At 71.8% G+C, this 26196-nt stretch carries 29 protein-coding genes and 2 pseudogenes; 22 read left to right on the top strand and 9 right to left on the bottom strand.

What is annotated here, in order from left to right; all coding sequences use genetic code 11:
* Positions 1 to 187: 187 nt before the first annotated feature.
* Positions 188 to 811 (bottom strand): TetR/AcrR family transcriptional regulator, encoded by a 624-nt coding sequence (locus ACFPFQ_RS03200; RefSeq protein ID WP_379614533.1) that lies wholly within the window; start codon positions 809 to 811, stop codon positions 188 to 190.
* 75 nt (positions 812 to 886) lie between these two features.
* Here ACFPFQ_RS03200 and ACFPFQ_RS03195 point away from each other — a divergent pair, with 75 nt between their 5' ends.
* Complete coding sequence (locus tag ACFPFQ_RS03195) at positions 887 to 1819, top strand: oxygenase MpaB family protein (RefSeq protein ID WP_379614531.1); 933 nt, start codon at positions 887 to 889, stop codon at positions 1817 to 1819.
* A gap of 16 nt (positions 1820 to 1835) precedes the next feature.
* Here ACFPFQ_RS03195 and ACFPFQ_RS03190 read toward each other — a convergent pair whose 3' ends face one another.
* Complete coding sequence (locus ACFPFQ_RS03190; RefSeq protein ID WP_379614530.1) at positions 1836 to 2897, bottom strand: LacI family DNA-binding transcriptional regulator; 1062 nt, start codon at positions 2895 to 2897, stop codon at positions 1836 to 1838.
* Between ACFPFQ_RS03190 and ACFPFQ_RS03185 the strand changes: the two are divergent.
* The 4 genes and pseudogenes from ACFPFQ_RS03185 to ACFPFQ_RS03170 form a co-directional block, all read left to right on the top strand.
* Positions 2794 to 3342, top strand: a pseudogene (locus tag ACFPFQ_RS03185) (hypothetical protein); the annotation flags it as partial. The gene ACFPFQ_RS03190 and the pseudogene ACFPFQ_RS03185 overlap by 104 nt on opposite strands.
* A gap of 103 nt (positions 3343 to 3445) precedes the next feature.
* Positions 3446 to 4222, top strand: a complete 777-nt coding sequence (locus ACFPFQ_RS03180; RefSeq protein ID WP_379614529.1) for an MFS transporter — start codon at positions 3446 to 3448, stop codon at positions 4220 to 4222.
* Between the two features lie 110 nt (positions 4223 to 4332).
* A complete protein-coding gene (locus ACFPFQ_RS03175) occupies positions 4333 to 4677 on the top strand; it encodes a bifunctional 3-phenylpropionate/cinnamic acid dioxygenase ferredoxin subunit (RefSeq protein ID WP_379614648.1) in 345 nt (114 codons plus the stop codon).
* Between the two features lie 35 nt (positions 4678 to 4712).
* Positions 4713 to 5825, top strand: a complete 1113-nt coding sequence (locus tag ACFPFQ_RS03170; RefSeq protein ID WP_379614527.1) for an aromatic ring-hydroxylating oxygenase subunit alpha — start codon at positions 4713 to 4715, stop codon at positions 5823 to 5825.
* 121 nt (positions 5826 to 5946) lie between these two features.
* Here ACFPFQ_RS03170 and ACFPFQ_RS03165 read toward each other — a convergent pair whose 3' ends face one another.
* Complete coding sequence (locus ACFPFQ_RS03165; protein ID WP_379614525.1) at positions 5947 to 6741, bottom strand: IclR family transcriptional regulator; 795 nt, start codon at positions 6739 to 6741, stop codon at positions 5947 to 5949.
* A 69-nt stretch (positions 6742 to 6810) separates the two neighbouring features.
* Here ACFPFQ_RS03165 and ACFPFQ_RS03160 point away from each other — a divergent pair, with 69 nt between their 5' ends.
* The 9 genes from ACFPFQ_RS03160 (at position 6811) to ACFPFQ_RS03120 (ending at position 16240) form a co-directional block, all read left to right on the top strand.
* On the top strand, positions 6811 to 8277 hold the full coding sequence (locus tag ACFPFQ_RS03160) for an aldehyde dehydrogenase family protein (protein ID WP_379614646.1): 1467 nt from the start codon (positions 6811 to 6813) through the stop codon (positions 8275 to 8277).
* A 68-nt stretch (positions 8278 to 8345) separates the two neighbouring features.
* Entirely contained in the window at positions 8346 to 9827 is a 1482-nt protein-coding gene (locus ACFPFQ_RS03155; RefSeq protein WP_379614644.1) for an APC family permease, read from the top strand.
* The gene (locus ACFPFQ_RS03150; protein WP_379614524.1) at positions 9824 to 11392 is read left to right on the top strand and encodes a GMC family oxidoreductase; all 1569 of its coding nucleotides are present in this window, start codon (positions 9824 to 9826) and stop codon (positions 11390 to 11392) included. The genes ACFPFQ_RS03155 and ACFPFQ_RS03150 overlap by 4 nt, the downstream gene beginning before the upstream one ends.
* Positions 11393 to 11435: 43 nt before the next feature.
* On the top strand, positions 11436 to 11897 hold the full coding sequence (locus ACFPFQ_RS03145) for a hypothetical protein (protein ID WP_379614522.1): 462 nt from the start codon (positions 11436 to 11438) through the stop codon (positions 11895 to 11897).
* An 11-nt stretch (positions 11898 to 11908) separates the two neighbouring features.
* Positions 11909 to 13744, top strand: a complete 1836-nt coding sequence (locus ACFPFQ_RS03140) for a putative nucleotidyltransferase substrate binding domain-containing protein (protein WP_379614520.1) — start codon at positions 11909 to 11911, stop codon at positions 13742 to 13744.
* A gap of 41 nt (positions 13745 to 13785) precedes the next feature.
* Positions 13786 to 14064 carry a type II toxin-antitoxin system Phd/YefM family antitoxin gene (locus ACFPFQ_RS03135; RefSeq protein ID WP_379614518.1) on the top strand — a complete coding sequence of 93 codons (279 nt, stop codon included), beginning with the start codon at positions 13786 to 13788 and terminating at the stop codon, positions 14062 to 14064.
* Positions 14061 to 14492, top strand: coding sequence for a type II toxin-antitoxin system VapC family toxin (locus ACFPFQ_RS03130; RefSeq protein ID WP_379614516.1), 432 nt, complete (start codon positions 14061 to 14063; stop codon positions 14490 to 14492). The genes ACFPFQ_RS03135 and ACFPFQ_RS03130 overlap by 4 nt, the downstream gene beginning before the upstream one ends.
* Before the next feature lie 128 nt (positions 14493 to 14620).
* Positions 14621 to 14992 carry a YciI family protein gene (locus ACFPFQ_RS03125; protein ID WP_379614514.1) on the top strand — a complete coding sequence of 124 codons (372 nt, stop codon included), beginning with the start codon at positions 14621 to 14623 and terminating at the stop codon, positions 14990 to 14992.
* Between the two features lie 15 nt (positions 14993 to 15007).
* Positions 15008 to 16240, top strand: a complete 1233-nt coding sequence (locus ACFPFQ_RS03120) for an RNA polymerase sigma factor (RefSeq protein ID WP_379614512.1) — start codon at positions 15008 to 15010, stop codon at positions 16238 to 16240.
* A gap of 16 nt (positions 16241 to 16256) precedes the next feature.
* On the opposite strand, the gene ACFPFQ_RS03115 is transcribed toward ACFPFQ_RS03120, so the two are convergent.
* Entirely contained in the window at positions 16257 to 16778 is a 522-nt protein-coding gene (locus tag ACFPFQ_RS03115) for a MarR family winged helix-turn-helix transcriptional regulator (protein WP_379614510.1), read from the bottom strand.
* 105 nt (positions 16779 to 16883) lie between these two features.
* Here ACFPFQ_RS03115 and ACFPFQ_RS03110 point away from each other — a divergent pair, with 105 nt between their 5' ends.
* Positions 16884 to 17528, top strand: a complete 645-nt coding sequence (locus ACFPFQ_RS03110) for an FMN-dependent NADH-azoreductase (protein WP_379614508.1) — start codon at positions 16884 to 16886, stop codon at positions 17526 to 17528.
* Between the two features lie 99 nt (positions 17529 to 17627).
* Here ACFPFQ_RS03110 and ACFPFQ_RS03105 read toward each other — a convergent pair whose 3' ends face one another.
* Complete coding sequence (locus ACFPFQ_RS03105) at positions 17628 to 18239, bottom strand: trimeric intracellular cation channel family protein (protein ID WP_379614506.1); 612 nt, start codon at positions 18237 to 18239, stop codon at positions 17628 to 17630.
* A 4-nt stretch (positions 18240 to 18243) separates the two neighbouring features.
* Complete coding sequence (locus ACFPFQ_RS03100) at positions 18244 to 18681, bottom strand: pyridoxamine 5'-phosphate oxidase family protein (RefSeq protein ID WP_379614505.1); 438 nt, start codon at positions 18679 to 18681, stop codon at positions 18244 to 18246.
* Positions 18682 to 18796: 115 nt separating this feature from the next.
* Here ACFPFQ_RS03100 and ACFPFQ_RS03095 point away from each other — a divergent pair, with 115 nt between their 5' ends.
* The 3 genes and pseudogenes from ACFPFQ_RS03095 (at position 18797) to ACFPFQ_RS03085 (ending at position 19736) form a co-directional block, all read left to right on the top strand.
* The gene (locus ACFPFQ_RS03095; protein ID WP_379614503.1) at positions 18797 to 19183 is read left to right on the top strand and encodes a LacI family DNA-binding transcriptional regulator; all 387 of its coding nucleotides are present in this window, start codon (positions 18797 to 18799) and stop codon (positions 19181 to 19183) included.
* Positions 19102 to 19308: pseudogene (locus ACFPFQ_RS03090) on the top strand (LacI family transcriptional regulator); the annotation flags it as partial. The gene ACFPFQ_RS03095 and the pseudogene ACFPFQ_RS03090, both read left to right, overlap by 82 nt.
* Positions 19309 to 19310: 2 nt before the next feature.
* Positions 19311 to 19736 (top strand): substrate-binding domain-containing protein, encoded by a 426-nt coding sequence (locus tag ACFPFQ_RS03085; RefSeq protein WP_379614642.1) that lies wholly within the window; start codon positions 19311 to 19313, stop codon positions 19734 to 19736.
* A 95-nt stretch (positions 19737 to 19831) separates the two neighbouring features.
* On the opposite strand, the gene ACFPFQ_RS03080 is transcribed toward ACFPFQ_RS03085, so the two are convergent.
* Positions 19832 to 20578 carry a helical backbone metal receptor gene (locus tag ACFPFQ_RS03080; RefSeq protein ID WP_379614501.1) on the bottom strand — a complete coding sequence of 249 codons (747 nt, stop codon included), beginning with the start codon at positions 20576 to 20578 and terminating at the stop codon, positions 19832 to 19834.
* 54 nt (positions 20579 to 20632) lie between these two features.
* Between ACFPFQ_RS03080 and ACFPFQ_RS03075 the strand changes: the two genes are divergently transcribed.
* Positions 20633 to 21373 (top strand): GNAT family N-acetyltransferase, encoded by a 741-nt coding sequence (locus ACFPFQ_RS03075; protein WP_379614499.1) that lies wholly within the window; start codon positions 20633 to 20635, stop codon positions 21371 to 21373.
* Here the strand turns inward: ACFPFQ_RS03075 and ACFPFQ_RS03070 are convergent.
* Positions 21315 to 22214 carry a LysR family transcriptional regulator gene (locus tag ACFPFQ_RS03070; protein WP_379614497.1) on the bottom strand — a complete coding sequence of 300 codons (900 nt, stop codon included), beginning with the start codon at positions 22212 to 22214 and terminating at the stop codon, positions 21315 to 21317. The two genes, ACFPFQ_RS03075 and ACFPFQ_RS03070, sit on opposite strands and share 59 nt — an antisense overlap.
* A 67-nt stretch (positions 22215 to 22281) precedes the next feature.
* Here ACFPFQ_RS03070 and ACFPFQ_RS03065 point away from each other — a divergent pair, with 67 nt between their 5' ends.
* Complete coding sequence (locus ACFPFQ_RS03065) at positions 22282 to 23502, top strand: MFS transporter (protein WP_379614495.1); 1221 nt, start codon at positions 22282 to 22284, stop codon at positions 23500 to 23502.
* A 114-nt stretch (positions 23503 to 23616) separates the two neighbouring features.
* On the opposite strand, the gene ACFPFQ_RS03060 is transcribed toward ACFPFQ_RS03065, so the two are convergent.
* Complete coding sequence (locus ACFPFQ_RS03060) at positions 23617 to 24249, bottom strand: TetR/AcrR family transcriptional regulator (RefSeq protein WP_379614494.1); 633 nt, start codon at positions 24247 to 24249, stop codon at positions 23617 to 23619.
* Between ACFPFQ_RS03060 and ACFPFQ_RS03055 the strand changes: the two genes are divergently transcribed.
* Entirely contained in the window at positions 24239 to 25240 is a 1002-nt protein-coding gene (locus ACFPFQ_RS03055; protein WP_379614492.1) for an esterase/lipase family protein, read from the top strand. The genes ACFPFQ_RS03060 and ACFPFQ_RS03055 overlap by 11 nt on opposite strands.
* A 15-nt stretch (positions 25241 to 25255) precedes the next feature.
* The gene (locus ACFPFQ_RS03050) at positions 25256 to 26143 is read left to right on the top strand and encodes an SCO6745 family protein (protein WP_379614490.1); all 888 of its coding nucleotides are present in this window, start codon (positions 25256 to 25258) and stop codon (positions 26141 to 26143) included.
* The last annotated feature ends 53 nt before the right edge of the window (positions 26144 to 26196 follow it).

Here is a 26196-nt window from a genome sequence, read left to right as displayed (position 1 = left end):
ACCGTAGGGAGCGACCCCGGCCGATTTCGCCGATCCACCCCGCCGATTTCGCCGATCGGACACGCTGATTTCGCCGATCCGACACGGGCCGTGGGGCCACGGCATGTCGGGTGCGCCCCGACGGCGTGCCGAGATCGCGAAATCGGCGTGTCGGGATGGCGAAATCAACCCGGCTCGCGGGGTGCGCTCACTGCACGTCCAGCAGCGTGCGGGCGATGTCCTTCCAGATCACGAGATGGGGGTCGGTGCGGGGGTCGCGGTGCTCGAGCGCGTAGGTCAACCCGACGCCGCGCATGCTGGTGAAGATCAGGTCCCGGACCTGCGGGTAACGGGGGTGCGCCACCAGGTCCGGCCCGTAGTTGCGGTCGAGGCCCAGCCGGATGGCGGCGCCCACCTCGCGCTCCTCGGGCAGCAGCGAGACGCGCAGCTCGCGGTTGGTGCGCGCCGCGGTCCACAGCTCGACGGCCGCCCAGAAGTACGGCTCGGAGAACGTCTCCCACATCATCTCGACGACGCGGTCGAGACGTTCGGCGGGAGGCAGCCCGCCGAGCTCGGAGATCCGCTTGTTCGAGCCGGTCATCCGGCCGATCGCGAGGTGTCGTGACGCCGCGACGAGGAGCAGGTCACGCGACGGGAAGTGGTGCAGCAGCCGGCCGCGCGACACGCCGGCGCGGGCCTGGATCCGCAGGGTGGTGGCGCCTGCGTACCCGGACTCGACGAGGCAGGCGACGGCGGCGTCGAGGATGCGAGCCTTGCTCGTGGCCGTGCGTTCCTCGCGGCGTCCCATGACACGCGGTTCGGGGGTGCTCACTCGAACAGGTTAGACCCAGTCGCCGCAGAACAGTCATCATTGACCGGTTCGTGTTCGAGTCCCTACCCTGCACGTATGCGGCGATTCGACTGGCTGGCACGGATCGAACAGCTCGACCCGGCTGTGGACTACGAGGAGATCGCCCGGATCACGGGCACGATCGAGTTCCCCTGGGACGTCAACCAGGCGCTGTCGTTCGCCCTGTTCCGCACCTACGCCGTGCCGAGCATCGGACGACTGCTCGCCGACACCGGTGAGTTCACCGAGCGCGTGCAGAAGCGCTACGACGACACGGCGCTGATCCTCGACGCCGTCAGCGAGCACGGGCTGGGCAGCGCGCAGGGCCGCGACGCCGTGCGCCGCATGAACCAGATGCACGGCTCCTACGCGATCTCCAACGGCGACATGCTCTACGTGCTGTCGACGTTCGTGGTCACGCCGATCCGGTGGGTCGACCAGTTCGGCTGGCGCAAGCTCGTGGAGAAGGAGAAGGTCGCCGCCACGAACTACTACCGCGAGCTCGGCCGTCTCATGGGGATGAAGGACATCCCGGCCACCTACCAGGAGTTCGGCGCCTACCTCGACGCGTACGAGGCGGAGCACTTCGCGTTCGACGCGGGTGCGCGCGCCGTCGCCGACAGCACGCTGCAGCTGTTCACCACGTTCCCGCCCAACAACTACGCACCCGCCGCGCTGATCAAGCGCTTCTCCTACGGGCTCATGGACGATCCGCTGCGTGCGGCGTTCCGCTATCCGAAGCTGTCGAAGGTGGAGCAGGCCTTCTCGCGCAGGCTGGTGTGGCTGCGCGGCCGGTTCGTGCGGATGCTGCCGCCGCGGCGCGAGCCCAAGTTCGCGCGGCAGTTGCCCAACGTCCGCAGCTACCCGAACGGCTACGACATCCCCGCGCTGGGCACGTTCCCGCGGGGCTGCCCGGTGCCGCACGCGGAGGCCCCGGCACCGGAGCCCGCACGTCAGGAGGGCGTCCTTCCTGACGTCCAACGTCAGTAGGGACGCCCTGCTGAGGTCAGGAGGAGGGCCGCGGCGGCGGCCCGCTCGTCGTCCCGATGCGCAGCGTCACCGGGAGGATCACGTCCGGTGCCGGCTCCCCGGCCACCAGCGCCATGGCCGCCTGGGCCGCGCGGCGGCCCTTCTCGTCGGTGGGTTGCACCACGGTGGTGAGCACGGTGGCGCCGAGCCAGTGCAGGTCGGCGCCGTCGAAGCCGGCGACCGAGACGTCCTCGGGCACCCGCAGGCCCAGCTGCTGCGCGGCCTCCAGCACGCCGGCGGCCAGCACGTCGCTCTGCGCGAGCACGGCCGTGGGGCGCCGGTGTGCGGGCACGTCCAGTAGCGCGCGCCCGGCCGTCACGCCCTCCGGCACGACGTTGCTGGCGGTCTCGAACATGGGCACCGCCCCGAACACGTCCTCGAGCCCCTCCATGCGGTGGCGGACGTCGCGGTAGATCGCGCGGGCCCGCCGTGCTGCGCCGATCGGGCCACGGGTGCCGTCGAGGCGCAGCGGCATCGCCACCATCTCCACGCGCCGGTGTCCGACGTCGTGCAGGTGCTGCGCGAGCTCGCGGGTGCCGCCGCGGTCGTCGATGTCGATGAGCACGACGCCGTCGGCGACCGGGCCCTCGACGCCCACGACGGGCACGCCACGGGCACGCAGCAGGTCCAGCGCGGGGTCGTCCTCGAGGCCGCAGGTGGCGAAGATCGCCGCATCGAGCGGGATGCGGCCGATCTGGTCGGTGGACGGGCGTCCGGACTCCCCGGCGAGCATCAGCAGCCCGACGCCGTGCGGCCCGAGCACCTCGGCGATCCCGTCGAGGAGCTGGACGGCGACGGGATCGCGGAACGCGTAGAGCAGGCGCTCGCCGACGAACGCGCCGATCACGCCACTGCGGCCGCGGCGCAGCGAGGCGGCCAGCGGGTCGGGACCCGCGTAGCCCAGCGCCGCCGCCGCGGTCAGCACGCGCGCGCGGGTGGCGGGCGTGACCCGCGGGCTGTCGGAGAACACCAGCGACGCCGTGGACGGCGAGACCCCGGCGTGCGCGGCGACCGCGGCGAGCGTCGGGCGGGTGGTCACGGCGCCGACCGTAGTCCGGACGTCCGGAATCCGACGATTCCGGGTTGAGTTCGGCGCGGTGCAGCAGGTACCGTCGAGCGGGGATCGAATCGATTCGATTACTCATGATCACCAGGAGTCGAGCGTGACAACCAGCCGGGTGCAGCCCGCAGCCGAGACCTTGCGCGCGCGCACCGCCGTGTTCATCGCCTTCACGGTGATCGGGCTGGCGTTCGCCTCGTTCCTGTCCCGGATCCCGTCGGTCCGCGACACGCTCGGGCTCTCGACGCCGCAGACCGGCCTGCTGCTGCTGTGCCTGTCCGGCGGCGCGATCGCGGGCCTGCCGCTGGCAGGCGCCATCGTGCACCGGGTCGGACCCGGCCGGGCCGTGCTGCTGGCGTCCTACACGTTCACGCTCGGGCTCGTGCTGCTCGCGGCCGGCCTGCTCACCGGCACGGTGCTCGCGGCAGGCATCGGGCTGGCGTTCACGGGGCTCGGCAACGGCGTCTGGGACGTCGCGATGAACGGTCGAGGGTGCCGACGTCGAGCGCAGGCTCGGCCGGTCCCTGATGCCCCGCCTGCACGCGGCGTTCAGCCTCGGCACCGTCGCGGGCGCCGGCATCGGGGCGGTGTGCGCCGCCACCGGGGTCCCGCTGCCGGCCCAGATCATCGCGATGGCCGTGTTCGTGCCGATCGTCACCACGATCATCACCCGCCGCTTCTCGGCGCCGGAGCCGCGGACTGCGGAGTCGGCTGGCCGCTCCTCGGGTGCGCTCGCCGCCTGGCGCGAACCGCGCACGCTGCTCGTCGGGCTGATGACGCTCGCGTTCGCCTTCACCGAGGGCTCCGCCAACGACTGGATCGCCATCGCCATGGTCGACGGCTACGGCCAGGCCGAGGTGGTCGGCGCGGTTGCGTTCGGCATGTTCGTGGTCGCGATGACGATCGGGCGCCTGCTGGGCGGTTCGATGCTGGCGCGGTTCGGCCGGGTCGCGGTGCTGCGGGTGACCGCCCTGCTGGCGCTGGTCGGGCTGTTGCTGGTGCTGTTCGGCGGGTCGACACTCGTCGCGCTGGCCGGTGCGCTGCTGTGGGGCATCGGGGCCTCGCTGGGCTTCCCGGTCGGGATGTCCGCCGCCGCCGACGACCCGGTGAAGGCGGCCGTGCGGGTGTCGGTCGTGAGCTCCGTGGCCTACACCGCATTCATCGCGGGCCCCCCGCTGATCGGCGTGCTCGCGGGCCATCTCGGCATCCTGAACGCGCTGCTCGTGGTGGTGGGAGCGCTCGTGCTGGGCCTACTGGTGTCCGGTGCAGCGCGGCCGCTTCCCGGCACATCGTCCGACCACTGAGCGACGGGTCGCATCGCCGACTCCCCGGACTCTTGACAGCGTCGGCCAGAGGCCGGACTCTGTTGCGCGTTGTGCATCCCGTTCCGCACTGCGCTCCGGAGTTCATCAGCATGATCCATGTCTGCGCGCTAGCCGATCTTCCCCGTGGTGCCGCCCGGCGCTTGCCGCTGGCACCGCCGGTCTCGGTCTTCCACACGTCCGACGGCGAGCTCTACGCCATCGACGACACCTGCACCCACCAGGATGCCTCGCTCGCCGACGGGTGGCTCGAGGGATGCGAGATCGAGTGCCCGCTGCACGCGGCGATCTTCGATCTCCGCACCGGTGAACCCGACGGGCTGCTGGCCCGGGAACCCGTACGCACGCACCGCGTCCTCGTCGAGGGCGATGCGGTGTACGTCGTGCTGTCCTCCGACGTGGTTGCCGACGGCACCCCCGTCGAAGCCGCTTCCTGATCCCCATCCCACGCGTACGACCAGCGGAGGTGGCCTTGACGGCCGTGCAGCCCAGCCTGATCTCGACGTTGCCCGGTCGGTACTACACCGATCCCGGGATCTTCGCCGCCGAGCAGGACCGGATCTTCGAACGGGCCTGGACGTGCGTGGCGCTGGCGGCCGACCTCGCCGCGCCCGGCGCGTTCCGGACGGTGACGGTCGGCCGCGAGAGCGTGGTGCTCGTGCGCGGCCGCGAGGGCGCCGTCCGGGCGTTCCTCAACGTGTGCCGCCATCGCGGGGCGCAGCTGTGCACCGAGGAGTCGGGGCAGCTGCGGCGCAACCTGCAGTGCCCGTACCACGCGTGGACCTACGACTTCACCGGCAAGCTCATCGCCGCACCCAACCTGACGTCGATGCCCGACATCGACCGTGTCGAGTACGGCCTGCTGCCCGTGCACCTGCGGGAGTGGCTGGGCTACGTCTGGATCTGCCTCGGTGACGACCCACCGTCGTTCGAGGCCGACGTGGCGGGGGAGGTGGCGGCCCGGCTCGGTGACGTGGCCCTGATCGATCACTACGCCATCGACGGGCTCGCTCTCGGCAGGCGGATCACCTACGACGTGGCCGCGAACTGGAAGCTGATCATCGAGAACTTCATGGAGTGCTACCACTGCGCCACGATCCACCCGGAGCTCACGGAGGTGCTCCCGGAGTTCGCCGAGGGGTACGCGGCCCAGTTCTTCGTGGGCCACGGCGCGGAGTTCGGCGCCGACATCGAGGGGTTCACCGTGGACGGCACCGCGGGCCCCGAACGGCTGCCCGGGGTCAGTGATGACCAGGACCGGCGCTACTACGCCATCACGATCAAGCCGCAGGTGTTCATCAACCTGGTTCCCGACCACGTGATCCTGCACCGGATGACGCCGCTCGCTCCCGACCGCACGATCGTCGAGTGCGACTGGCTCTTCGCCCCGGAGGTGGTGGCGAGCGGGAAGGACCTCGACGCCTCCGTGGAGCTGTTCCACCGGGTCAACGTGCAGGACTTCGACGCCTGCGAGCGCACCCAGCCGGCGATGAGCAGCCGGGCCTACCTGAACGGAGGAGTGCTGGTGCCGAGCGAACACCACATCGGGGCGTTCCACGACTGGGTGGTGCAGAAGTTGGAGTGAGCGGCGCACCCCACCTTGCAGGAAAGCCACTTTGGCGCACCCCACCTTGCAGGAAAGCCACTTTGCCGCAACGTCGTTGCAGGAAAGTGGCTTTCCTGCAACGAGGTACCGCCGGCCGCCCTCACCCCCCGAGCCACCCCATCCGCCTGCTGATCTCCGCCGTGGCCGCCAGCAACGGCGCGATCGACGCGTCGAGCTGCGCGGCGTCCAGGCGGTAGCTCGGGCCGCTCACGCTCACCGCGGCGATCACGGCGCCGGCCCGGTCCAGCACCGGGGCGGCCACCGCGTTGAGCCCGACCTCGTACTCCTCCACGGTCAAGGCGTAGCCGCGATCGCGCACCTGGGCGAGCTCGACGTCCAATGTGGTCGGGACCGTGATCGTGCGTGCGGTCGTCCGGGGCATCCCGGACGCTGCGAGCAGCTCGGCGCGGTGGCGCGGCTCGAGGTGGGCCAGCAACACCTTGCCGCTGGAGGTGGAGTGCAGCGGGGTGAGCCTGCCGATCCAGTTGTTCGTGCCCACAGTGGACGGTCCGCGGGCCTGGTCCACGTTCACCGCGTAGTGCTCCTGCAGGACCGCCACGTTGATCGTCTCGCTCAGCTCGGTGGCCAACTGCTCGCACACCTCGCGCCCCTGCCGGGTGACGTCGAGGCGGTCGGTGACGGCGCCCGCGAGCGGGATCAGCCCGAAGCCGAGCCGGTACTTGCCGCGGTCGGTGGCCTGCTCGACCAGCCCGCGCCCCTCCAGGGCGCCCAGCAACCGGAAGGCGGTGGACTTGTGCACGTCGATCTCCGACGCGACCTCGCTGACGCCCGCCTCCCCGCGTCGGGCCAGGATCTCGAGCACACTGATGGCCCGGTCGACGGACTGGACGCCACCGTCGCGCGATGTCCCATTGGTCCCGGTGCTGTTGCTCATGGCGGAACTATATGCGCCAAACGAGCCACAGTGCTTGACGTGAGCAAGAAGTTGAGGACTATCAGCGCCGTGCTCTCCCTCTTTATCGACGGCGTGTGGACCGCGGGTTCGGGCGGCACGGCCGAGGTCATCAACCCCTTCGACACCAGCGTGGTCGAGACGATCGCCCAGGCCGGTCCCGACGACGTCGACCGCGCGGTGAGCGCCGCCCGCGTCGCCTTCGACACCGGGCCGTGGCGCACCACGTCGGCTCCCGAGCGCGGAGCGCTGCTGCGCCGCGTCGCCGAGCTGCTGGTGCGCGACAAGGAGGACATCGCCCGCACCGAGACGCTCGACACCGGCAAGACGCTGAAGGAGAGCCGCATCGACGTCGACGACGTCACCGCGGTGTTCCGCTACTACGCCGATCTCGCCGACAAGGACGCCGGGCGCATCGTCGACACCGGCATGGCGAACGTGCTGTCCCGCGTCGTGCACGAGCCCGTCGGGGTCTGCGCGCTGATCACGCCCTGGAACTACCCGCTGCTGCAGCTGTCCTGGAAGGTCGCCCCCGCCCTCGCGGCGGGCAACACGATGGTGATCAAGCCCAGCGAGGTGACCCCACTGACGAGCATCATGCTCGTGCGCCTCTGCGAGGAGGCCGGGGTGCCCGCGGGGGTGGTCAACATCGTGCTCGGCGACGGCCGTTCCGTCGGTGCTCCGCTCACCGAGCACGACGACGTCGACATGGTCAGCTTCACCGGTGGGCTGGCCACCGGGCAGGCGATCATCCGCGCCTCGGCGGCCACCGTGAAGCGCGTCGCCGTGGAGCTGGGTGGCAAGAACCCCAACATCGTCTTCGCCGACACCGACCTCGACCTGGCCGCAGACTGGGCCATGACGGCGGTCTTCCTGCACTCCGGCCAGGTCTGCTCGGCGGGCGCACGGCTCATCGTCGAGGAGTCGATGCACGACGAGCTGGTGGCCGAGATCGCCCGCCGTGCCGACCGGATCCGGCAGGGCAACGGCCTCGACGACACGAGCGAGACCGGCCCGCTGGTCTCGGCCGCGCACCGCGCCAAGATCGAGGATTTCGTCGCGTCGGCGATCGCCGAGGGCGCCACGCTCGTCACGGGCGGGCACCGGCCGGAGGATCCCGAGCTGCAGAAGGGCTTCTTCTACCGGCCCACGATCTTCACGAACATCCGCCGCGACATGCGCGTGATCCGCGAGGAGACCTTCGGCCCGATCCTCACGGTCGAGACCTTCCGCACGGAGGAGGAGGCCATCGCGCTCGGCAACGACACCGAGTACGGCCTCGCCGGCGCCGTCTGGACCGCCGATATGGCACGAGCCCACCGGGTCGCGAGCGCGCTGCGCCACGGCACCGTGTGGATCAACGACTACCACCCGTATGTGCCTGCCGCCGAGTGGGGCGGCATGAAGAGATCAGGCAACGGGCGGGAGCTCGGCCCGACGGGGCTGGCCGAGTACCAGGAACACAAGCACGTCTGGCACAACACCGCGCCGGAGCCGATGCGGTGGTTCGCGGGTTAATCGTTCCCTGGAGGTTGGCGTTGAGTACGACCGAGGAACCCAGCACGAATGCGAGCAGCGACGACGGGATGGCCGAGTTCGGCTACAGCCAGTCGCTCGAACGCAGCATCGGCAAGTTCGCCAGCTTCGCGGCGGGCGTCAGCTACATCTCCATCCTGACCGGCACTTTCCAGCTGTTCTACCTCGGCTTCGGCAACGGTGGCCCCAGCTACTGGTGGTCGTGGCCCATGGTGTTCGTCGGGCAGCTGATGGTCGCGTTGTGCTTCGCCGAGCTGGCGGGGCGCTACCCGGTGGCCGGGTCGGTCTACAACTGGTCCAAGCGGCTGGCCGGGCCCACGGTCTCGTGGCTGGCAGGCTGGATGATGTTCACCGCGTCGGTGGTGACGCTGGCCGCGGTGGTGCTCGCCTACCAGGTGACGCTGCCGCAGATCTGGAGCGGCTTCCAGCTCGTCGGCGACGGCACGGGCGCGAGCTTCGCGGTCAGCGCGGTGATCTGGGGCGCGATCCTGGTCGTCTTCACCACCGTCGTCAATGCGTTCGGTGTGAAGCTGATGGCGCGGATCAACAGCACCGGCGTCTTCATCGAGCTCGTCGCCGCCTGCCTGCTGGTGGTCATCCTCGCGGTCAACATCGTCAACCCGCCGAGCGTCATCGTCCACACCACCGGGTACGGCACCGGTCCTGGCGGCTACATCGGCGCCTTCCTCATCGCGGCCATCGCGTCGGCCTACGTGATGTACGGCTTCGACACGGCGAGCTCGCTCGGTGAGGAGACGGTCGACCCGCGCCGGACCGGGCCGTCCGCGATCCTGCGCGCGGTGATCGCGTCGTTCGTCATCGGTGGCCTGATCCTGCTGTTCGGGATCCTGGCCGCGCCCAACCTCGCCGACCCGGAGCTGGGGAAGCCCTCCGGCGGGCTGCAGCTGATCGTGCTGCAGGCCCTCGGCGGCCCGCTGGGCAAGGTGTTCCTCATCTGCATCGTCGTGGCGATCACGGTGTGCGCGCTGGCCGTGCACACGGCGGGCATCCGCCTGATGTTCGCGATGGCCCGCGACAACGCGCTGCCCGCAGGCGCCGCGCTCGCGAAGATCGACCCGAAGCGCAAGACGCCGGTGGTGCCCGCGGTCCTGATCGGGATCGTCTCGGTGCTGATCCTGGTGGTCAACATCGGTACCCCGGAGATCTTCACCGCCGTCACCTCCGTGGCCGTCATCATGATCTACGTCGCGTACCTGCTGGTCACGGTGCCGATGCTGGTGCGGCGGTTCAAGGGGGAATGGCCGGGCAAGGACGCGCCGAAGGGCTACTTCTCGCTGGGGGTCTTCGGGTTGCCGGTGAACATCATCGCGGTGCTGTGGGGCGCGGCGATGGCGATCAACCTGGCGTGGCCGCGCGTCGAGGTCTACGGCGAGGGCTGGCTGCGCTACATCGCGTTCATCTTCATCGGCGCCATCGTCGTCATCGGCCTGGCGTGGTTCCTGCTGCGCGGTCGCCACCACCTCGGCACGCTCCCGGAGCACGTCCGGCAGAACCTGGAGGAGGCGCCGTGAGCGAGCCGCTGGAGGCCGACACCTTCGACTACGTCGTCGTCGGCGGTGGTTCGTCGGGCTGCGCGCTGGCCGCACGGCTGTCGGAGGACCCGTCGGTCACCGTGTGCCTGCTGGAGGCCGGACCGTCTGATGTGGACGATCCGAACATCCTGCGGCTCACCGACTGGATGGCGCTGCTGGACTCCGGCTACGACTGGGACTACCTCGTCGAGCCGCAGGAGCACGGCAACAGCTTCCTGCGCCACGCCAGGGCACGCGTTCTCGGCGGCTGCTCGTCGCACAACTCGTGCATCGCGTTCTGGACGCCGCGCGAGGACCTCGACGAGTGGGCCGCGCAGGGCTGTACGGGCTGGAGCGCCGCCGAGTGCTGGCCGCTGATCAAGCGGCTGGAGACCAATGACGGTCCCTGGGAGGGCCACGGCCGCAACGGGCCCGTGAACCTCATGCAGATCCCGCCGGACGACCAGTGCGGTGTCGCGGTGCTCGAGGCGGCCGCGGCCGTCGGGCTGCCGACGGTGCGGTTCAACGAGGGCCACACCGTCACCGACGGCGCCGGGTTCTTCCAGATCAACCAGTTCCCCGACGGCACGCGCGCATCGTCGTCGGTGAGCTACCTGCACCCGATCATGGGGCAGCGGCCCAACCTCGAGATCCGCACCGGGGCGTGGACGTCACGGGTGCTGTTCGACGAGAACAAGCGCGCCACGGGCGTCGAGTACCAGCAGGACATCGGCCCGGGTCGCCGCGTCGTCGGCGCCCGCCGGGAGGTGGTGCTCTCGACCGGTGCCATCGACACCCCGAAGCTGCTGATGCTCTCGGGCATCGGGCCCGCCGAGCACCTGCGCGAGTTCGGCGTGGAGGTGCTCTCCGACCTGCCCGGCGTGGGCGCCAACCTCGACGACCACGTGGAGGGGCTCGTCATGTGGGACGCCGCGCGGCCCATGGTGACCCGCTCCACGCAGTGGTGGGAGATCGGGCTGTTCACCCGCACCGAGGAGGGCCTGGATCGGCCCGACCTGATGATGCACTACGGCTCGGTGCCGTTCGACCTCAACACCGTCCGCTGGGGCTACCCGACCACCGACAACGGCTTCTGCCTGACGCCCAACGTCACGCGCGGGCGCTCCCGGGGCACGGTGCGGCTGCGCAGCCGCGACTTCCGCGACCGTGCGAAGGTCGACCCGCGCTACTTCACCGACGCCGAGGGCCACGACATGCGGGTCATGCTGCACGGCGTGAAGCTCGCCAGGCGGATCGCCGAACAGCCCGCGCTCAAGGAGTGGATCACCCGGGAGCTGACGCCGGGCCCGGATGCGGTCACCGACGACGACCTCGTCGACTACATCCAGAAGACGCACAACACCGTCTACCACCCGGCGTGCACGGCGAAGATGGGCCCGGACAGCGATCCGATGGCCGTGGTCGACCCCGCGCTGCAGGTGCGCGGCGTCACCGGGCTGCGGGTGGCCGACGCGTCGATCCTGCCGTTCCTGCCGGCGATCAACCCCAACATCACCTGCATGATGGTCGGGGAGAAGGCGGCGGATCTGCTGAGGGCCCGCTGAGTGGCCGCTGACATGGTGGGCTGCAACGTGATTGGCTGGATCCATGCTGCACGCACGCCGGATCGGTGCCCTCAAGGGCGACTACGAGATCACCGCCGACGGGCGCCCGATCGCCACCTGGACCAACCGGATGTGGCGATCGGGCGGCAGCTTCACCCTCGGCAGCGGGCACTACGACGTGGCGGCCAGCTTCCTGGGCAGCAAGTACGGCATGTCCGACGCGCAGGGCAAGCAGGTGGCCAGCGCCGAGCGGGTCGGCCGCTCGCGGTGGACGATCACCGCTGGGGGTCGCACCTACGAGTTCGCCCGCGGCTCGGTCTGGAGCGGTGACCAGGTGCTGATGGAGAACGGTGCGGCGGTCGGCACCGTGCGCAAGGTCAACGCCTGGCGCGGCGACGCCGAGGCCGACCTGCCCGGCCTGGACCTGGCGGTGCAGGTGTTCGCGCTCGTCGTCGTGCTGACGATGTGGCGGGCCCAGGAAGCCGCTGCAGCATCGAACTCGTAGAGGATGCGCCGGTGCCCGACGTAGCCGAGTTCCTGCGAGCGCACCCGCCGTTCGACGGGCTCGACGACGAGGAGCTGCGCGGGCTCGCGACCGCGGCCGAGGTGGAGCGGTTCCCGGCCGGTGCCACCATCATCGCGTTGGGCGACGGCCCGCCCGCCCACGTCCGCGTGATCCGCAGCGGCGCCGTGGACATCGTCCACGCCGGCCGGGTGCTGGAGCTGCTGGGCCCCGGCGAGCTGTTCGGGCACGCCTCGATGCTGGCCGGCCTGCCGTTGGAGTTCGCGGCGATCGCGCGGGACGCCACGACGTGCCTGCGGTTGCCGTCGGAGACCGTGCGGTCGCTGCTGGCCCGCCCGGACGGCCTGCGCTACGTGGCGCGGTCGCTGCTGGCCCCGACGTTGCTCGCGCCCGTCATGCCCGACGCCGGCCCGGACTTCGCCCAGCGCCCGGTGCGCGAGCTGCTGCGGGCGCCGTTGTGCACCGCAGAACCCGACACCACCATCCGGGAGGCGGCGCAGCGCATGACCGCATGCGGTGCCACCTCGGTGATCGTGCGGCTGCCCGCCGGTCGGCTGGGTATCCTCACCGACCGCGACCTGCGCGCCGTCATCGCCGGGGGCACCGACACCGCGAGCCCGGTGAGCGCCGCGATGACCGCACCGGCCTGGACGGCCGCCGGTGACCGGCTGGGGCGCGAGGTGCTGCTCGACATGCTCGACCGCGGCATCCGGCATGCGCCGGTGCTCGACGCCACCGGGGTGCTGCTCGGCGTGCTCGAGGACGTCGACGTCGTCGCGGCCACCACCCGCAGCAGCGTCGGGCTGCGGGCGGCGATCACGCGGGCCCGCTCGGTCGCCGAGCTCGTCGAGGCCGCGGGCGGCCTGCCACCGACCGTGATCGCGCTGCACGATGCCAAGGTCGCCGCGGCCGACGTCGCCGGCATCACCGCGGTCGTGGTGGACGCGCTCACGCGGCGGCTCGTCCAGCTGGCGATCGACGAGCTGGGTCCGCCACCGCGCCCGCTGACGTGGCTCGCGCTGGGCAGCCTCGCCCGCCGCGAGCCGGTGCCGTCCTCCGATGTGGACAGCGCGCTGGTCTGGGTGGGGCCCGCGAACGACACCGCGGCCGCCGAGCACGCGCACGCGCTGGCCGACCGCGTGCTGACCGGGCTCGCCGCGGCCGGTTTCCGCGCCGACGCCAACGGTGCCGTCGCCACCAACAGGCTGTTCGCGCGCTCCTACGAGGCGTGGGCCGCCGCGGCGCGCAGCTGGCTGGCCGACCCGACGCAGGAGAAGGCGCCGATCCTCGTCTCGCTGATCGTCGACGCCCGCCCGGTCTGGGGCGTGCGCGCGGATCCGGTGGTGCCCGACGTCTTCAAGGACGCCCGCCGCCACCCCGATCTGCTGCGGCTGCTGGGTCGCTACGCGCTCGCGCACAAGCCGCCGACGGGCTTCCTACGCGACTTCGTCGTGCTGCCGTCGGGGCGCCACCGCGGGCGGCTCGACCTCAAGCGCGGCGGCCTCGTGCCGATCGTCGACCTCGCGCGCTGGGCAGGCATGTCGGCGGGTGTCACCAGCGCGTCCACCCCGGCCCGGCTGCGGGCCGCCGCGGCGGCGGGCACGCTCGCCGCGGCCGCTGCCGCGACCCTGGAGGAGGCCTTCCACCTGGTGCTGGAGCTGCGGCTGGCGCACCAGGTGGAGCAGCTGCGCGCGGGGGAGGAGCCCGACGACCTGGTCCGCCCCCGCGACCTGTCGGCTGTCACCAGGGCGTCGCTGCGGGAGGCGTTCCGGGCCGTGGCCTCGGTGCAGCGACAGATCGTGGCGGAGCTGGAGCTGGGGGTGCGCTGACCAGCCCGCCGAGCCGAGTAATATGGCTATAATTCGGTATCGTGAAATCGCCACTGGAGGTTGCGATGGACATCGGCATCCGCGAACTCCGGGACGGCCTGAGTCGCTATCTCGATGCCGTCAAGGACGGCCGCACCGTCACCGTGACCGATCATGGCAAGCCCATCGCCCGGATCGTGCCGGTGGGCGAGCCCACGAGGCTCGAGCGCCTGCGGGCAGAGGGGCGAATCCAGCCGGCCTCACGTCGGAAGCGGCCCGCTCCCGAACCCGTTGCTATCGCCGGTACTGTCTCCGACCTGATCGACGATCAGCGCCGTTGATCGGCTACCTCGACACGTCCGCGTTCGTTCCCTTGCTCGTCGCGGAGTCCGGAAGTGCAGCATGCCGTCGGTTCTGGGACGACGCCGACGCTGTGGTGTCGTGCCGGCTCCTGTATGTGGAGGCGGCAGCTGCGCTCGCTCAGGCGCATCGGATGGCGAGACTCGATGAGCGCGCACATCGCCTGGCTCGCAGCCGGCTCGACGAGCTCTGGACGGAGATCGAGGTGATCGAGATCGATCATCAGGTCGCCGTGCTCGCTGCCGACGTGGCGGACCGGCAGGCTCTTCGCGGATATGACTCCGTCCACTGTGCGGCAGCAGCGCAGCTGTCCGACGACGACCTGGTGGCGGCGGCCGGAGATCGGCGCCTGCTCGCAGCGTGGCGGGCGCTCGGTATCGCGACCTACGACGTCAACGCCGGACCGTGAGCCCCGAAGGGGGTTGCCGCGGTCGGCGGAACTCCCAGTAGGTTGCATGTCGAGAACGCCGACGCGGCACCGACCACAGCGGTGAGCAGCCCTCCCGGGGCCGCCGCGATGCCGAGGAGTGACCTGCCGTGAAGTACCTGCTGATCATGAACATCAACCCGGCCGTCCTGGACGCGCTCACCGAGACCCAGCGCAACGCGATCATGGAGGGGCACGGCGGGTTCATCGACACCATCACCAAGTCCGGTGAGCTGATCAGCACCCAGGCGCTGGCCGACCCCGCCGCCAGCGCGGTCGTGCGGGTGCGCGACGGCGTGCCGGTGATCACCGATGGTCCCTACCTGGAGGCCAAGGAGTACGTCGGCGGCTTCTACTTCGTCGAGTGCACGAGTGCCGAGCGGGCCCGCGAGCTGGCCGCGATGATCCCGGATGCGGCGATCGAGGGACTCGGCGTCGAGGTTCGCGAGGTCGTGTTCTCCGCGGGGCCGGACGGCACGTGACACCTGTGGGCCGAGTTGGCTGACCGCCGCATCGAGGACCTGCTGCGCGAGCTCGCGCCGCAGGTCCTCGGCGTGCTCGTCCGTCGGCACGGCCAGTTCGACGCCGCCGAGGACGCCGTACAGGAGGCGCTGCTCGCTGCGTCCGTCCAGTGGCGCGACGAGGGCGTGCCCGGCAACCCGCGCGGCTGGCTGATCACCGTCGCCGCTCGGCGGCTCACCGACGAGTGGCGCAGCGAGAGCGCCCGCCGCCGCCGCGAGGAAGCACTCGCGGTGATGGACCCGGAGCCGGTGTCCGCGGCCCCCGACGAGCAGCCCGGCGACCAGGACGACAGCCTCACGCTGCTGTTCCTGTGCTGCCACCCGGTGCTGTCGCCGCCCTCGCAGCTCGCACTGACACTGCGCGCCGTCGGCGGCCTCACCACAGCTGAGATCGCGCAGGCGTTCCTCGTGCCGGAGGCCACCCTCGCCCAGCGCATCAGTCGGGCGAAGAAGCAGGTCAAGACGGCGGGCGCCGCGTTCGTGATGCCCGAGGGCGCCGAGCGGGCCGAGCGGCTGCGGGTGGTCCTCCAGGTGCTTTACCTGATCTTCAACGAGGGCTACACGGCCACCTCGGGCGCTGACCTGCACCGCCCGGAGCTGGCCGGCGAGGCTATCCGGCTGACACGCGCCGTGCACCACGCACTGCCGGGCGACGGTGAAGTCGCAGGCCTGCTGGCGCTCATGCTGCTCACCGACGCGCGTCGGGGTGCCCGCACCACCGCCGACGGCGCGCTGGTGCCGCTGGCCGAGCAGGACCGCACACGCTGGGACGCTGCACTCATCGCCGAGGGCGTGGCACTGATCAGCGCGGCGCTCGCCGCCGCTCCGCTCGGGCCCTACCAGCTGCAGGCCGCGATCGCGGCCGTGCACGCCGAGGCCGCCTGCGACGCGGACACCGACTGGGCGCAGGTGGTCGAGCTCTACCGGATGCTCGACGTGCTGGCGCCCAACCCCGTGGTCACCCTCAACCGCGCCGTCGCCGTGGCAAAGGTGGAGGGACCGCGATCCGGGCTCGCGCTGCTGGAACCGCTCGCCGCCGACGACCGCACGGCCCAGCACCACCGCCTGCACGCCGTGCGGGGGCACCTGCTGGAGCTGGCCGGCGACAAGGACGCCGCGCGCGAGGCGTTCCGGGAGGCTGCCCGCCGCACCTCGAGCCTGCCGGAACGCCGCTACCTCGAAGGGCGCGCGGCCACGCTCGCCGGCTGATCCCCGCGCGGCCCGATCAGCTGCGCCGACGCCTGCTCGTCGGTACCGCGGCGACCGCGTCCTCGGCAACGATCCGCTCGGCGACGTCGCACGCACTGCCGCGGTGGCCGCCGTCGTCGGTGGCGATGCGGCGCAGCAGCGACCGCAGCACCTCCCGTTCGCCGCCGTCGAGCGGGCCGAGCAGCGCCTCCTCCGCCTGGCGCAACCGGCGCTCCAGCGTGCAGAGCAGCTCTCGACCGGCGTCGGTGAGCAGCACCCGCCGGGCCCGGCGATCGGCGGGATCGGGCTTGCGTTCGACCAGGCCCTCGTTCTCGAGGTCGTCGAGGAGGTAGGTCATCACCGTGCGGTCGATGTTGAGGTGCTGGGCGATGGCCAGCTGGCTGCCCAGCTCGCCGTTGGCGGCGGCGGTGAGCACCAGGTAGCTGCGCGGACCGCCGGGGACGCCGGCCAACGCGTGCTCCGACAGCTTCATGTACGAGCGCATCACCGTGCCCAGCGTCCAGCCGAGATCGGCATCGACGGTGGGCGGTGTGGTCATCGTCCCATCGTACCCGGAATGCGGAAGCATCTATGGTCTGTTGACACGATCGTCTGTTTGGCAGAACATCGTCTGGAACGCACGTCGACCAGCTTGGAGAATTCCGTGACCCTCTTCCGTATCGACAGCAGCATCCGCCGGCAGGGATCGGTGAGCCGCGAGGTCGCCGACACCCTGGAGCAGGCATGGGTGCAGCACCACCCGGTCGGCAAGGTCGTGCGTCGAGACCTCGCGGCGGAGCCGATCCCGGCCGCGGCGTGGGTCGCCGCGGCCACCTACGGCGGCGGTGAGCGGACGCCGGAGCAGGAGCAGGGCTTCGCGCTGGCCGCGACGCTGGCCGATGAGCTGCTCGCGGCCGACGCGATCGTGATCGCGACGCCGCTCTACAACTTCGGGATCAACCAGCTCCTGAAGAGCTACATCGACCTGCTCATCATCGACCCGCGGCTCGCGCCGGGCACGCAGCCGCTCAGCGGCCGTCCCGTCACGATCGTCATGGCCCGCGGTGGCGGCTACGGCGAGGGGACGCCGCGGGAGGGCTGGGACCACGCCACGCCGTACCTGCACCGGATCTTCGCCGACGTGCTCGGGGCCGACGTCACGGTGGTGGCGGCGGAGCTGACGCTGGCGGCGATCGTGCCGGCCATGGCCGAGCTGCAGCCGCTGGCGGAGGTGTCGCGGACGCAGGCCCACGAGCTGGCGGCGGCCACCGGGCAGGCACATGCGGCGCTGGTGGCGGCGGCGGCCTGAGGCGTCTCCGGTGTCGGCGCCCGGCATGTCAGGAGTGCGTCCCTGCTGACGTTCAACGTCAGCAGGGCGTCCTTCCTGACATGCGGAGGGGGCGCCGGCTCACCCCGGCGACGGGCCCGCCACCGGCGCGTTCCAGTGCCGCCACAGCGCCAGCAGCCGGACGGTGGCCACCAGCGCCGCCGCGCCGAGCGCGACGGGGGTGGCCGGCAGGCCCAGCGCGTCGCCCGTCACCACGACCGCCGCCCCCAGCGCCGCGGCGAGCGCGTAGATCTCGCGGCGCAGCACGGTGGGGATCTCGGTCAGGAGCACGTCCCGCACGACGCCCCCGCCCACGCCGGTGATCACGCCGACCAGCCCGGCCGTGGCGGCGGGAGCGCCCACCCGCAGTGCGGTGGCGGTGCCGGTGGTCACGAACAAGGCCAGCCCGAGCGCGTCGGCGAGCTGGACCGCGCGCCGCAGCCGCGCGACGGTCGGGTGCCAGCGGAACACCAGCAGCGCCACGACGGCCGGCACGATCAGGTAGGGCCACTGCCGCAGCGAGCTGGGCGGGGTGAGCCCGAGCAGCAGGTCGCGCACGATGCCGCCGCCGAGCGCCGTGATCCCGGCGAGCACCACGACGCCGAACACGTCCAGCCGGGCGTGCACGGCGGCGAGCGCGCCCGACGCGGCGAAGACGGCCACCCCGATCAGGTCGAGGACCAACAACAGCATGGCGTCAGCGTGTCAGGTCCTGCTCTGGTCGTTGCTCAGCCACTTCTCGGGTCGCATGCGCACCAGCACCGACCCCTGGTCGAGCGACCCGTCCACGTAGGCGCGGGCCTGGTCGGCCGGCAGGTAGCGCCCGGCGATCCGCAGCGCCTGCCTGCTCGTGGGTGGGCGGGATGTCGTCGGCGACCACCGGGCCCTCCGCCGTGACGTAGCGGTAGGGCACCTCCTCGGACTGGGCCACCAGGCTGAATCGGCGCGCTGCGCGCAGCGCCACGTCCTTGGCCGTGTCGCGCCGGATCCAGATCAGCACCTCGCCGCCGGGTTCGTGGTCGTACCAGACCGGCACGGCCAGCGGTGCCCGCCCGGCGCGCTCGACGGCCAGTACGCCGACGTGGACGTCGCTGAGGAACGCTTCGCGCTCCTGCGAGGTCATGACGAAGGACATGGGGCTCCTCACTCGGGCGGCGACCGATCATCGAAGCGTTTGACGGCGACCGCAAACGGGTTCAGACTCACCCATCGTTGTCGTCACGATCAAGGACGTCGCGCACGCGGCCGGGGTGTCACCGGCCACGGTGTCGCGAGCGCTCTCGATGCCGGAGCTCGTGCACCCGCAGACGCGCGAGCGCGTCGAGACGGTGGTGCGTGAGCTCGGCTACGAACCCAACCGCGCCGCCCGCGGGCTGATCACCGGTCGCACCGGCAACATCGGGCTGATCGTCCCCGACCTGGCCAACCCCTTCTTCGCCGCCGCCGCCAAGGGCGTGCAGGCCGCGGCGCGCGCGGAGGACCACTCCGTGTCATCGCCGACACCGAGGAGGACGCCGACACCGATCCCGTCCTGCTGCGCGCGCTGGCCAAGCAGGTGGACGGGATCGTGCTGTGCTCCCCCCGCTCCGCGGCCGAGGTGTTGGCCGCGGTCGGAACCGAGACACCGCTCGTGCTGATCAACCGGCGCGAGCCCGGCAGTCCGTCGGTCACCGTCGACGCCGCCGACGGCGTGCGCCGCGGCGTCGAGCACCTGGTGGCGGCCGGTCACCGGCGCATCGCGTACGCCGCGGGCCCGGCACGTTCCTGGTCGGACGCCGACCGCGAGCGCGGCCTGCGCACGGCCGCCGCCGCGGGTGGGTCGACGTCGCACACCTGGGCCACTTCGCACCGCAGTTCGACGGCGGAACGGCCGCCGCCGACAGCGCGCTCGCCAGTGGCGCCACGGCCGTGGTGGCCTACAACGACCTCATCGCGCTGGGACTGCTGCGGGCCTTCGCCGCACGCGGCGTCGCGGTGCCCGCGCGGATCAGCGTGCTGGGTTGTGATGACATCCCGATGTCGGCGATGACACACCCGGCGCTGAGCACGATCGCGCTGCCCACCATCGAGACCGGGCGGGTGGCCGTCGCGCAGCTGTTCTCGATGTTCGGTTGGGCAGACGCGGCCCCCGAGCGGGTGCTGCCGACCGAGCTCGTCCTGCGGGAGACGACCGGGCCGCCGGCGGGCTGAGGCGGGCTGACATCGGTCCGGACGGCAGTGTCGGTCCAGAGGAGCGGCACGATCGACCGGTTGCGGCTGTGCCTGCGCCTGCAGCTGGGGCCGGCTCAGCGCAGCGCAGCGGGCAGCTCCCGCGCGGCATCCACCAGGCTCGGCCCGTACCAGGTCAGCAGCCGCCCGCTCACCAGCGCGGCCCGGACGTCGGGGAACGCCTCCGGGCCGTCGCTGGCCGTGAAGAGATAGGGCTCGTCGGGCAGCACGACCAGGTCGTGGGGTGCCAGTGCGACCGGATCGAACTTCGGGTAGCGCTCGGGGTCGGCGGCGAGCACGTTGTCGACGCCCACGCGCGCGAGCAGCGCCCCGGTGAACGTGTCGCTGCCCACCGCCATCCACGGGCGGCGCCAGATCGGGATCACCGCCCGCCGGCGCTGCACCGGTTCCGGGACCGCCGCCCACGCGCGCTCGGCCGCGTCCAGCCAGCCCGGACGCGCCAGCCCGCAGGCGGCGAGCATCCGGCCGAGCGAGGCGATCGCGCCGTCGAGCGTGCGGATGTCGGTGACGTAGACGGCGACCCCGGCCGCCCGGAGCGCGTCGAGGTCCGGCAGCCGGTTCTCCTCCTGGTTGGCCACCACAAGATCGGGGGCCAGCGCGATGATCGCCTCGACGTCGGGGTTCTTGGTGCCGCGGATCCGTGGCACGTCCAGTTCCGCGGGGTGGGTGCACCAGTCGGTGGCACCGACGAGCAGGCCCGGTGCCGTCGCGGCCACCGCTTCGGTGAGCGACGGCACGATCGACACCACCCGGCGCACCTCGGCCGGTACGGGAACGGTCCGGCCCTCGTCGTCGATCACCACGAGGATCACTCTAAATCCGGAAGCAGCGGGCCGCCTGCGTGGTTGAGTGCAAGCGTGGTCGATGATCTCCTGGACAACTCCGCGTGGACGGCGATGACCGGTCCGCAGTCCCACCTCGCCGAGCGGATCGGCAACGCCACCCGCTACCGGCCGGATGTGGCGGGGTTCTCCGCCCTGCCGCTCACCCCGACCGCGGCCGACTGGGCCGACCTCGCCGAGCTGACCGGACCCGGCCGCACCACCGTGATCAGCGGTCCGCGACGCGTCGCGCCGACCGGCTGGGAGGTCACCGCACTGGTGGACGGCGTCCAGTTCGACGGAACCGGGCTGCGGGTGGAACCCGACCCGGAGGCCGTCGTGCTCGGCGTCGACGACGTTCCCGAGATGATGGACCTGGTCGAGCGCACTCAGCCCGGCCCGTTCCGCACCGGCACCCACCTCCTCGGCACCTACCTCGGGATCCGCCGCGACGGGCGGCTCGTCGCGATGGCGGGGGAGCGGGTGCGGCCGCCGGGCTGGTCGGAGATCAGTGCCGTCTGCACCGACGCGTCGGTGCGCGGGCAGGGCCTGGCCACCCGGCTCGTGCGGGCCGTCGGCGCGGTGATCCGGGAGCGCGGTGACGTCCCGTTCCTGCACACCGGCGCGGCCAACACCACGGCGATCCGGCTCTACGAGCACATCGGGTTCGTCCTGCGCATGCGCACGGAGTTCACCGAGCTGCGGGCCCCGGCGCTGGTCACGGCAGCAGGCGGGCCCGGCGCACGAAGTCGCGCAGAGCCCGGACCGGCGGCCTGAGCTCGCGGTCCCGCACCCAGACCAGCCCGATCGTGCGGGTCGTGCGCGGCGCCGTCACCGGCAACTCGACGATGCCGTGCCCGTGCGGGTGGTGCGCCACCGGCAGCAGCGCCACGCCCAGTCCGGCGCCGACGAGCCCACGCAACGTCTCGACGTCGGCGCTCTCGAAGGCCAGCCGCGGCACGAACCCGGACTGGCGACACCACCCCTCGACGGTGCGGCGCATCCCGTTGCCGGGCAGGAAGCCGACGAACTGCTCGCGGGCGACCTCGGCGAGTGCCACGCCGCCGGTCCGCTGCGCGAGGGGATGGCCGACGGGCACGATCAGCCGGATCTCCTCCTCCTGAAGGGGCTCGCCGTCGAAGCCCGGCCCGTCGGGAACGGGTGCGGTCAGCGCGAGGTCGGCCGCGCCGCTGCGGAGCCGGTCGAGCAGCAGCGCGTGAGCGCCCTGCATCAGGTCGAACCGGATCCCGGGGTGCTCGACGCGGAAGTCGCGCAGCAGGCGCGGCACCACCGCCGTGCCCAGCGTGGACAGGAACGCGAGCCCGACCCGCCCATGCAGCTCGTCGGCCTCGCCGCGGATCTCCCGGACACCGGCAGCGAGCTCGCCCAGCGCGCGTTCGGCGTGCCGCAGCAGGATCCGGCCCTCGTGCGTGAGCGCGACGGTGCGACCGGCCCGCACGAACAGCACCACGCCGAGATCCGCCTCCAGCCGCGCGATGCTGCGGCTCAGCGTCGACTGCGGCACATCGATCTCCGCGGCCGCATGGGTCATGTGCTCGGCGCGGGCCACGGCGACGAACTGGCGCAACCGCGGCACGAGCACGTCGATCTCATCCACAAGTGCATCATGTCCCATCTGAACATGCATTGGACGCATGAGTCCCTTCGGCCTAACGTCGATGGCAATGACAACGACTGCCCCCGCAGCACTCGGTCACGAGCGCGGATCACCGGGATACCGCCGCCTCGGGCTGGCGATGTGGTGCGCGGGAATGGCGACGTTCGTGCTGGTCTACTGCGTGCAGGGGCTGCTACCGGCGCTCGCCACGGAGTTCGGCGTCTCCTCGTCGACCTCGAGCCTCGCGCTGTCCGCCACGACGGGAGCGCTGGCGCTCGCGATCATTCCGCTCTCGGTGGTGGCCGAGTCGTGGGGGCGCACCCGGGTCATGACGGTGTCGTTGACGGTCTCGGCAGTGCTCGGGCTGGCGGCACCGTTCGCTCCGACGTTCGGGGCGCTCGTCGCGATCCGGGCGCTGCAGGGGGTGGCGATCGCCGCGCTGCCGGCGCTCGCGATGGCCCACGTGACGCGGGAGGTCGCGCCACGGTTCCTCGGCGGTGCGCTCGGGCTGCTCATCGCGGGCAACACGGTGGGTGGGCTGTCGGGGCGGCTGGTGGCGGGCGCCGTCACCGATCTCGCCGGCTGGCGGGTGGCGCTGGGCGTGATCGGGGTGCTGTCGCTGGCTGCGACCGTTGCGTTCCGGCTGCTGCTGCCACCCGCGGTGACCCCGGCGCCACCGCGGATGCGGCTGCGCGACCTCGGCGGCTCGCTGCTGCTGCACCTGGGTGACCCGGGGCTGATGTGCCTGTTCGCCGTCTCGTTCGTCCTCATGGGCGCGTTCGTGACGATCTACAACTACCTCGGCTTCCGGCTGCTCGCGGCGCCGTTCGGGCTGCCGGTGACGATCGTGGGACTGATCTTCCTCTGCTACCTCGCCGGATCGTGGTCGTCCACCGTGGCCGGACGCCTCGGTGACCGGTTCGGGCGCCGGAAGGTGCTGTGGGCCGCGGTACTCGTGCTGCTGGCCGGGGTGTGGACGACCCTGCCGGACCTGCTGCCGACGGTGCTGCTCGGGCTGCTGCTCGTGACGATCGGGTTCTTCGCCGCGCACTCGGTGGCCAGCAGTTGGGTGGGCCGCCGCTCGGCGCTGCTGGCAGGCGGATCCCCGGCGCTCGCGTCCTCGCTCTACCTGTTCGCCTACTACGCGGGCAGCAGCGTCATCGGCGCCGTCGACGGGGTGGCGTTCGACCACGGCGGCTGGACCGGGGTCGTGATCGCCGTCAGCGTGCTGGGCGCGGTGGCACTGGTGCTCGCGCTGCTGCTGCGGCGGATACCGATCCCGCGCTGAGGGCGGTGCTGGGCGGCGTTTCGGGCAGCCTCATGGAAGCATGTGGCCGATTGCGTGCAGGGCCCCACGCGCCCACGACACTCCCGCCCACAGGGCGGAGGGCGGACCCCGCAGCTACCCGCGCTCGTGGAACAGCAGCCCCAGCACCCGGCCGAGCAGGTCGTCCGGCACCGCCTCGGGGTCGATCGCACTCTCCACCGCCAGGCCGTTGCTCAGCGCGAAAAGGATCACCGCGAGATCGGGCGCGGGCAGCGGCAGGCGCAGCCCGGCGCTCTCCGTGACCCGGACGAGTGCCCTGGCCACCGCATCGCGCGCCTCCCGGCGCCGCACTCGCAACCCTTCGCGGCGGTCGGGGTCGCGGTGCGACAGCGCGAAGTACTCGGCGAGCAGCCGGTGCCACGCCGCGTCGGTGTGCATGGCCCGCACGAGGACGGCGGCGGCGCCGGCCAGCGCCTTGTCGACGTCGGTGTCGCCCGAGCCGTCGGACAGGTCGGCGAGCTCCGCGAGCGCCCCGGAGAGCCGGTGCATCGCGTGCTCCTCCATCAGGGCGAGGACGAGGTCGTCCTTGCCGCGGAAGTTGGAGTAGACCGCGCCCTTGGTCAACCCGGCCGCCTCGGCCACCTCGGAGAGCGAGGAGCCGGCGATACCGTGCTCGCCGAACACGGTGAACGCGGCGTCGAGTACCTTGCGGCGGGTTTCGGCGCGCGCGGGTCGGGTGCGACCCGGCGGCTGCTGGATGTCGGTCATCGATTGCCATCTTGACATCTCGCGGCACATCTCGATACTCAGCGGTACTCGATACCACCCGGTATCGGAGCAGGTCGTCAAGGAAGAGGGCCAGATGCGGGTGGTGCGGATGCGCGTTGCGCGGTTGGTGATGGCCGTGGTTGTCGCGGCGGGTGCATGTGTGGTGGCCGGGGTGGGGTCGGCCTCCGCAGCACCCGCCGTGGCGGTCCCGGCGGCAGGGGGCATCAACAACACCGGGTGCCGTCCGAGCGCGGCGCACCCGAACCCGGTCGTGCTGCTGCACGGCCTGGGCGCCACCTACTACGAGGACATCAACGTCCTGCAGGGGTGGCTGGCGGCGCGCGGGTACTGCACGTTCGCGTCCACCTACGGCGCGTACGACGGATTCCCGCTGGTCGGCGGGCTGCGCGACATCGGGGAATCGGCTGCGCAGATCGCCGCCTCCATCACGACCGTGCTCAAGCAGACGGGCGCGGCGAAGGTCGACATCGTCGGCCACTCCGAGGGTGCCTTCCAGTCGCTCTACGTCTCCAAGACCCAGGGCATCACCGACCAGATCGACAAGGTCGTCGCGATCGCCCCGCCGACGCACGGCACGTCGTTCGCCGGGCTCTACAACCTCGCCTACGTGTTCGGGCAGAGCGAGCGCGACACCGTCGACAAGGCGCTCAAGACCCTCGGCTGCCCGGCCTGCAGCCAGCTCGGCACGGGCGGCTCAGCGGTCGCCACGCTCAACGACGGCCCGGTCGCGCAGCCCGGGATCGACTACACGGTGATCACGTCGAAGTTCGACGAGCTCGTGACGCCGACCGAGACGTCCTTCGTCCGCGAGCCCGGCGTCGTCAACCAGTACGTGCAGGACTTCTGCCCGTTCGACCCGGTGGGCCACATCGGCGAGGCCTACGACACCAACGTCTGGAACATGGTGGCGAACGGCCTGGAGTCGACCCCCAACCGCAAGTTCCTCTGCCTGGCGGGGTCGCCGGGCTGAGCTAGCGTCGGTGGCATGACGAACCCAGCACGTGCACTTGCCGGAGCGCTGGAACCGGTGATCGGCCAGGTGTACTTCTCCCCGGAGTGCCACGCCGCCTACGCGGAGCTCGGGTTCGGGCCCAGCCCCGGATCGAGCCGGGGCGTGGCGAACCCGGACGGGGTCGCCTACTTCTGCAGCCGCGGTTCGGTGCTGGGCCAGGTTCCCGGCACCGTGGTGGCCGCTGTCTTCGGGGTGTTCAACCCGGAGGTGGTGGTCCCGGCCCTCGCGCACGGTTGGACGTTGACCGACGCGGCGACGATCGAGGCGGCGCGCACCCATGGTGCCACCGCGCAGCTCGTCCGGCTGCTGGGCGAGCGCCCGGACCGTGTCGACGAGGCGCGGGATCTGCTGGCGCGCACGGTCGAGCCGCTGCGACCGGAGGGCAAGCCGCTCTTCGCCGGGCTCCGCGCGCTCGGCCTGCCGGGCGACACCGTCGGCGACGTCTGGCGCCTCGGGGACATGCTCCGCGAGTTCCGGGGCGACGCCCACATCGCCGCGTGGACCTCGGCCGGCTTCGACGCCACCGAGATCGGCCTGATCACCGAGCTGTTCTGGGGGCTGCGGATGCGCACCTACGTCCGCACCCGGGCGTGGACGGACGCGCAGCTCGACGCGGCGCTGGAACGGCTCGAGGCCCGCGGCCTCGTCGCCGACGGGGTGCTGACCGAGGACGGCCGTGCCCAGCGGGAAGCAGTGGAGGCTGCCACCGACCGGATGTGCCACCCGATCGTCGCCGCGCTTGGCGAGGACCTCGAGACGCTGCTCGAGATCCTGCGCCCATGGGGGCAGGCCGTGCGCGACGGCCACGGCTACCCGGGGCGGGCCATGCACGACCTGGCGGAGGCCGCTGCGCAGCGGTGACCCGGGTTGCAGGAAAGCCACTTTCCCGCAACGACGTTGCAGGAAAGTGGCTT

It is taken from the genome of Pseudonocardia sp. GCM10023141 (assembly GCF_042653605.1).
This window is presented reverse-complemented; position numbering and strand designations above follow the sequence as displayed.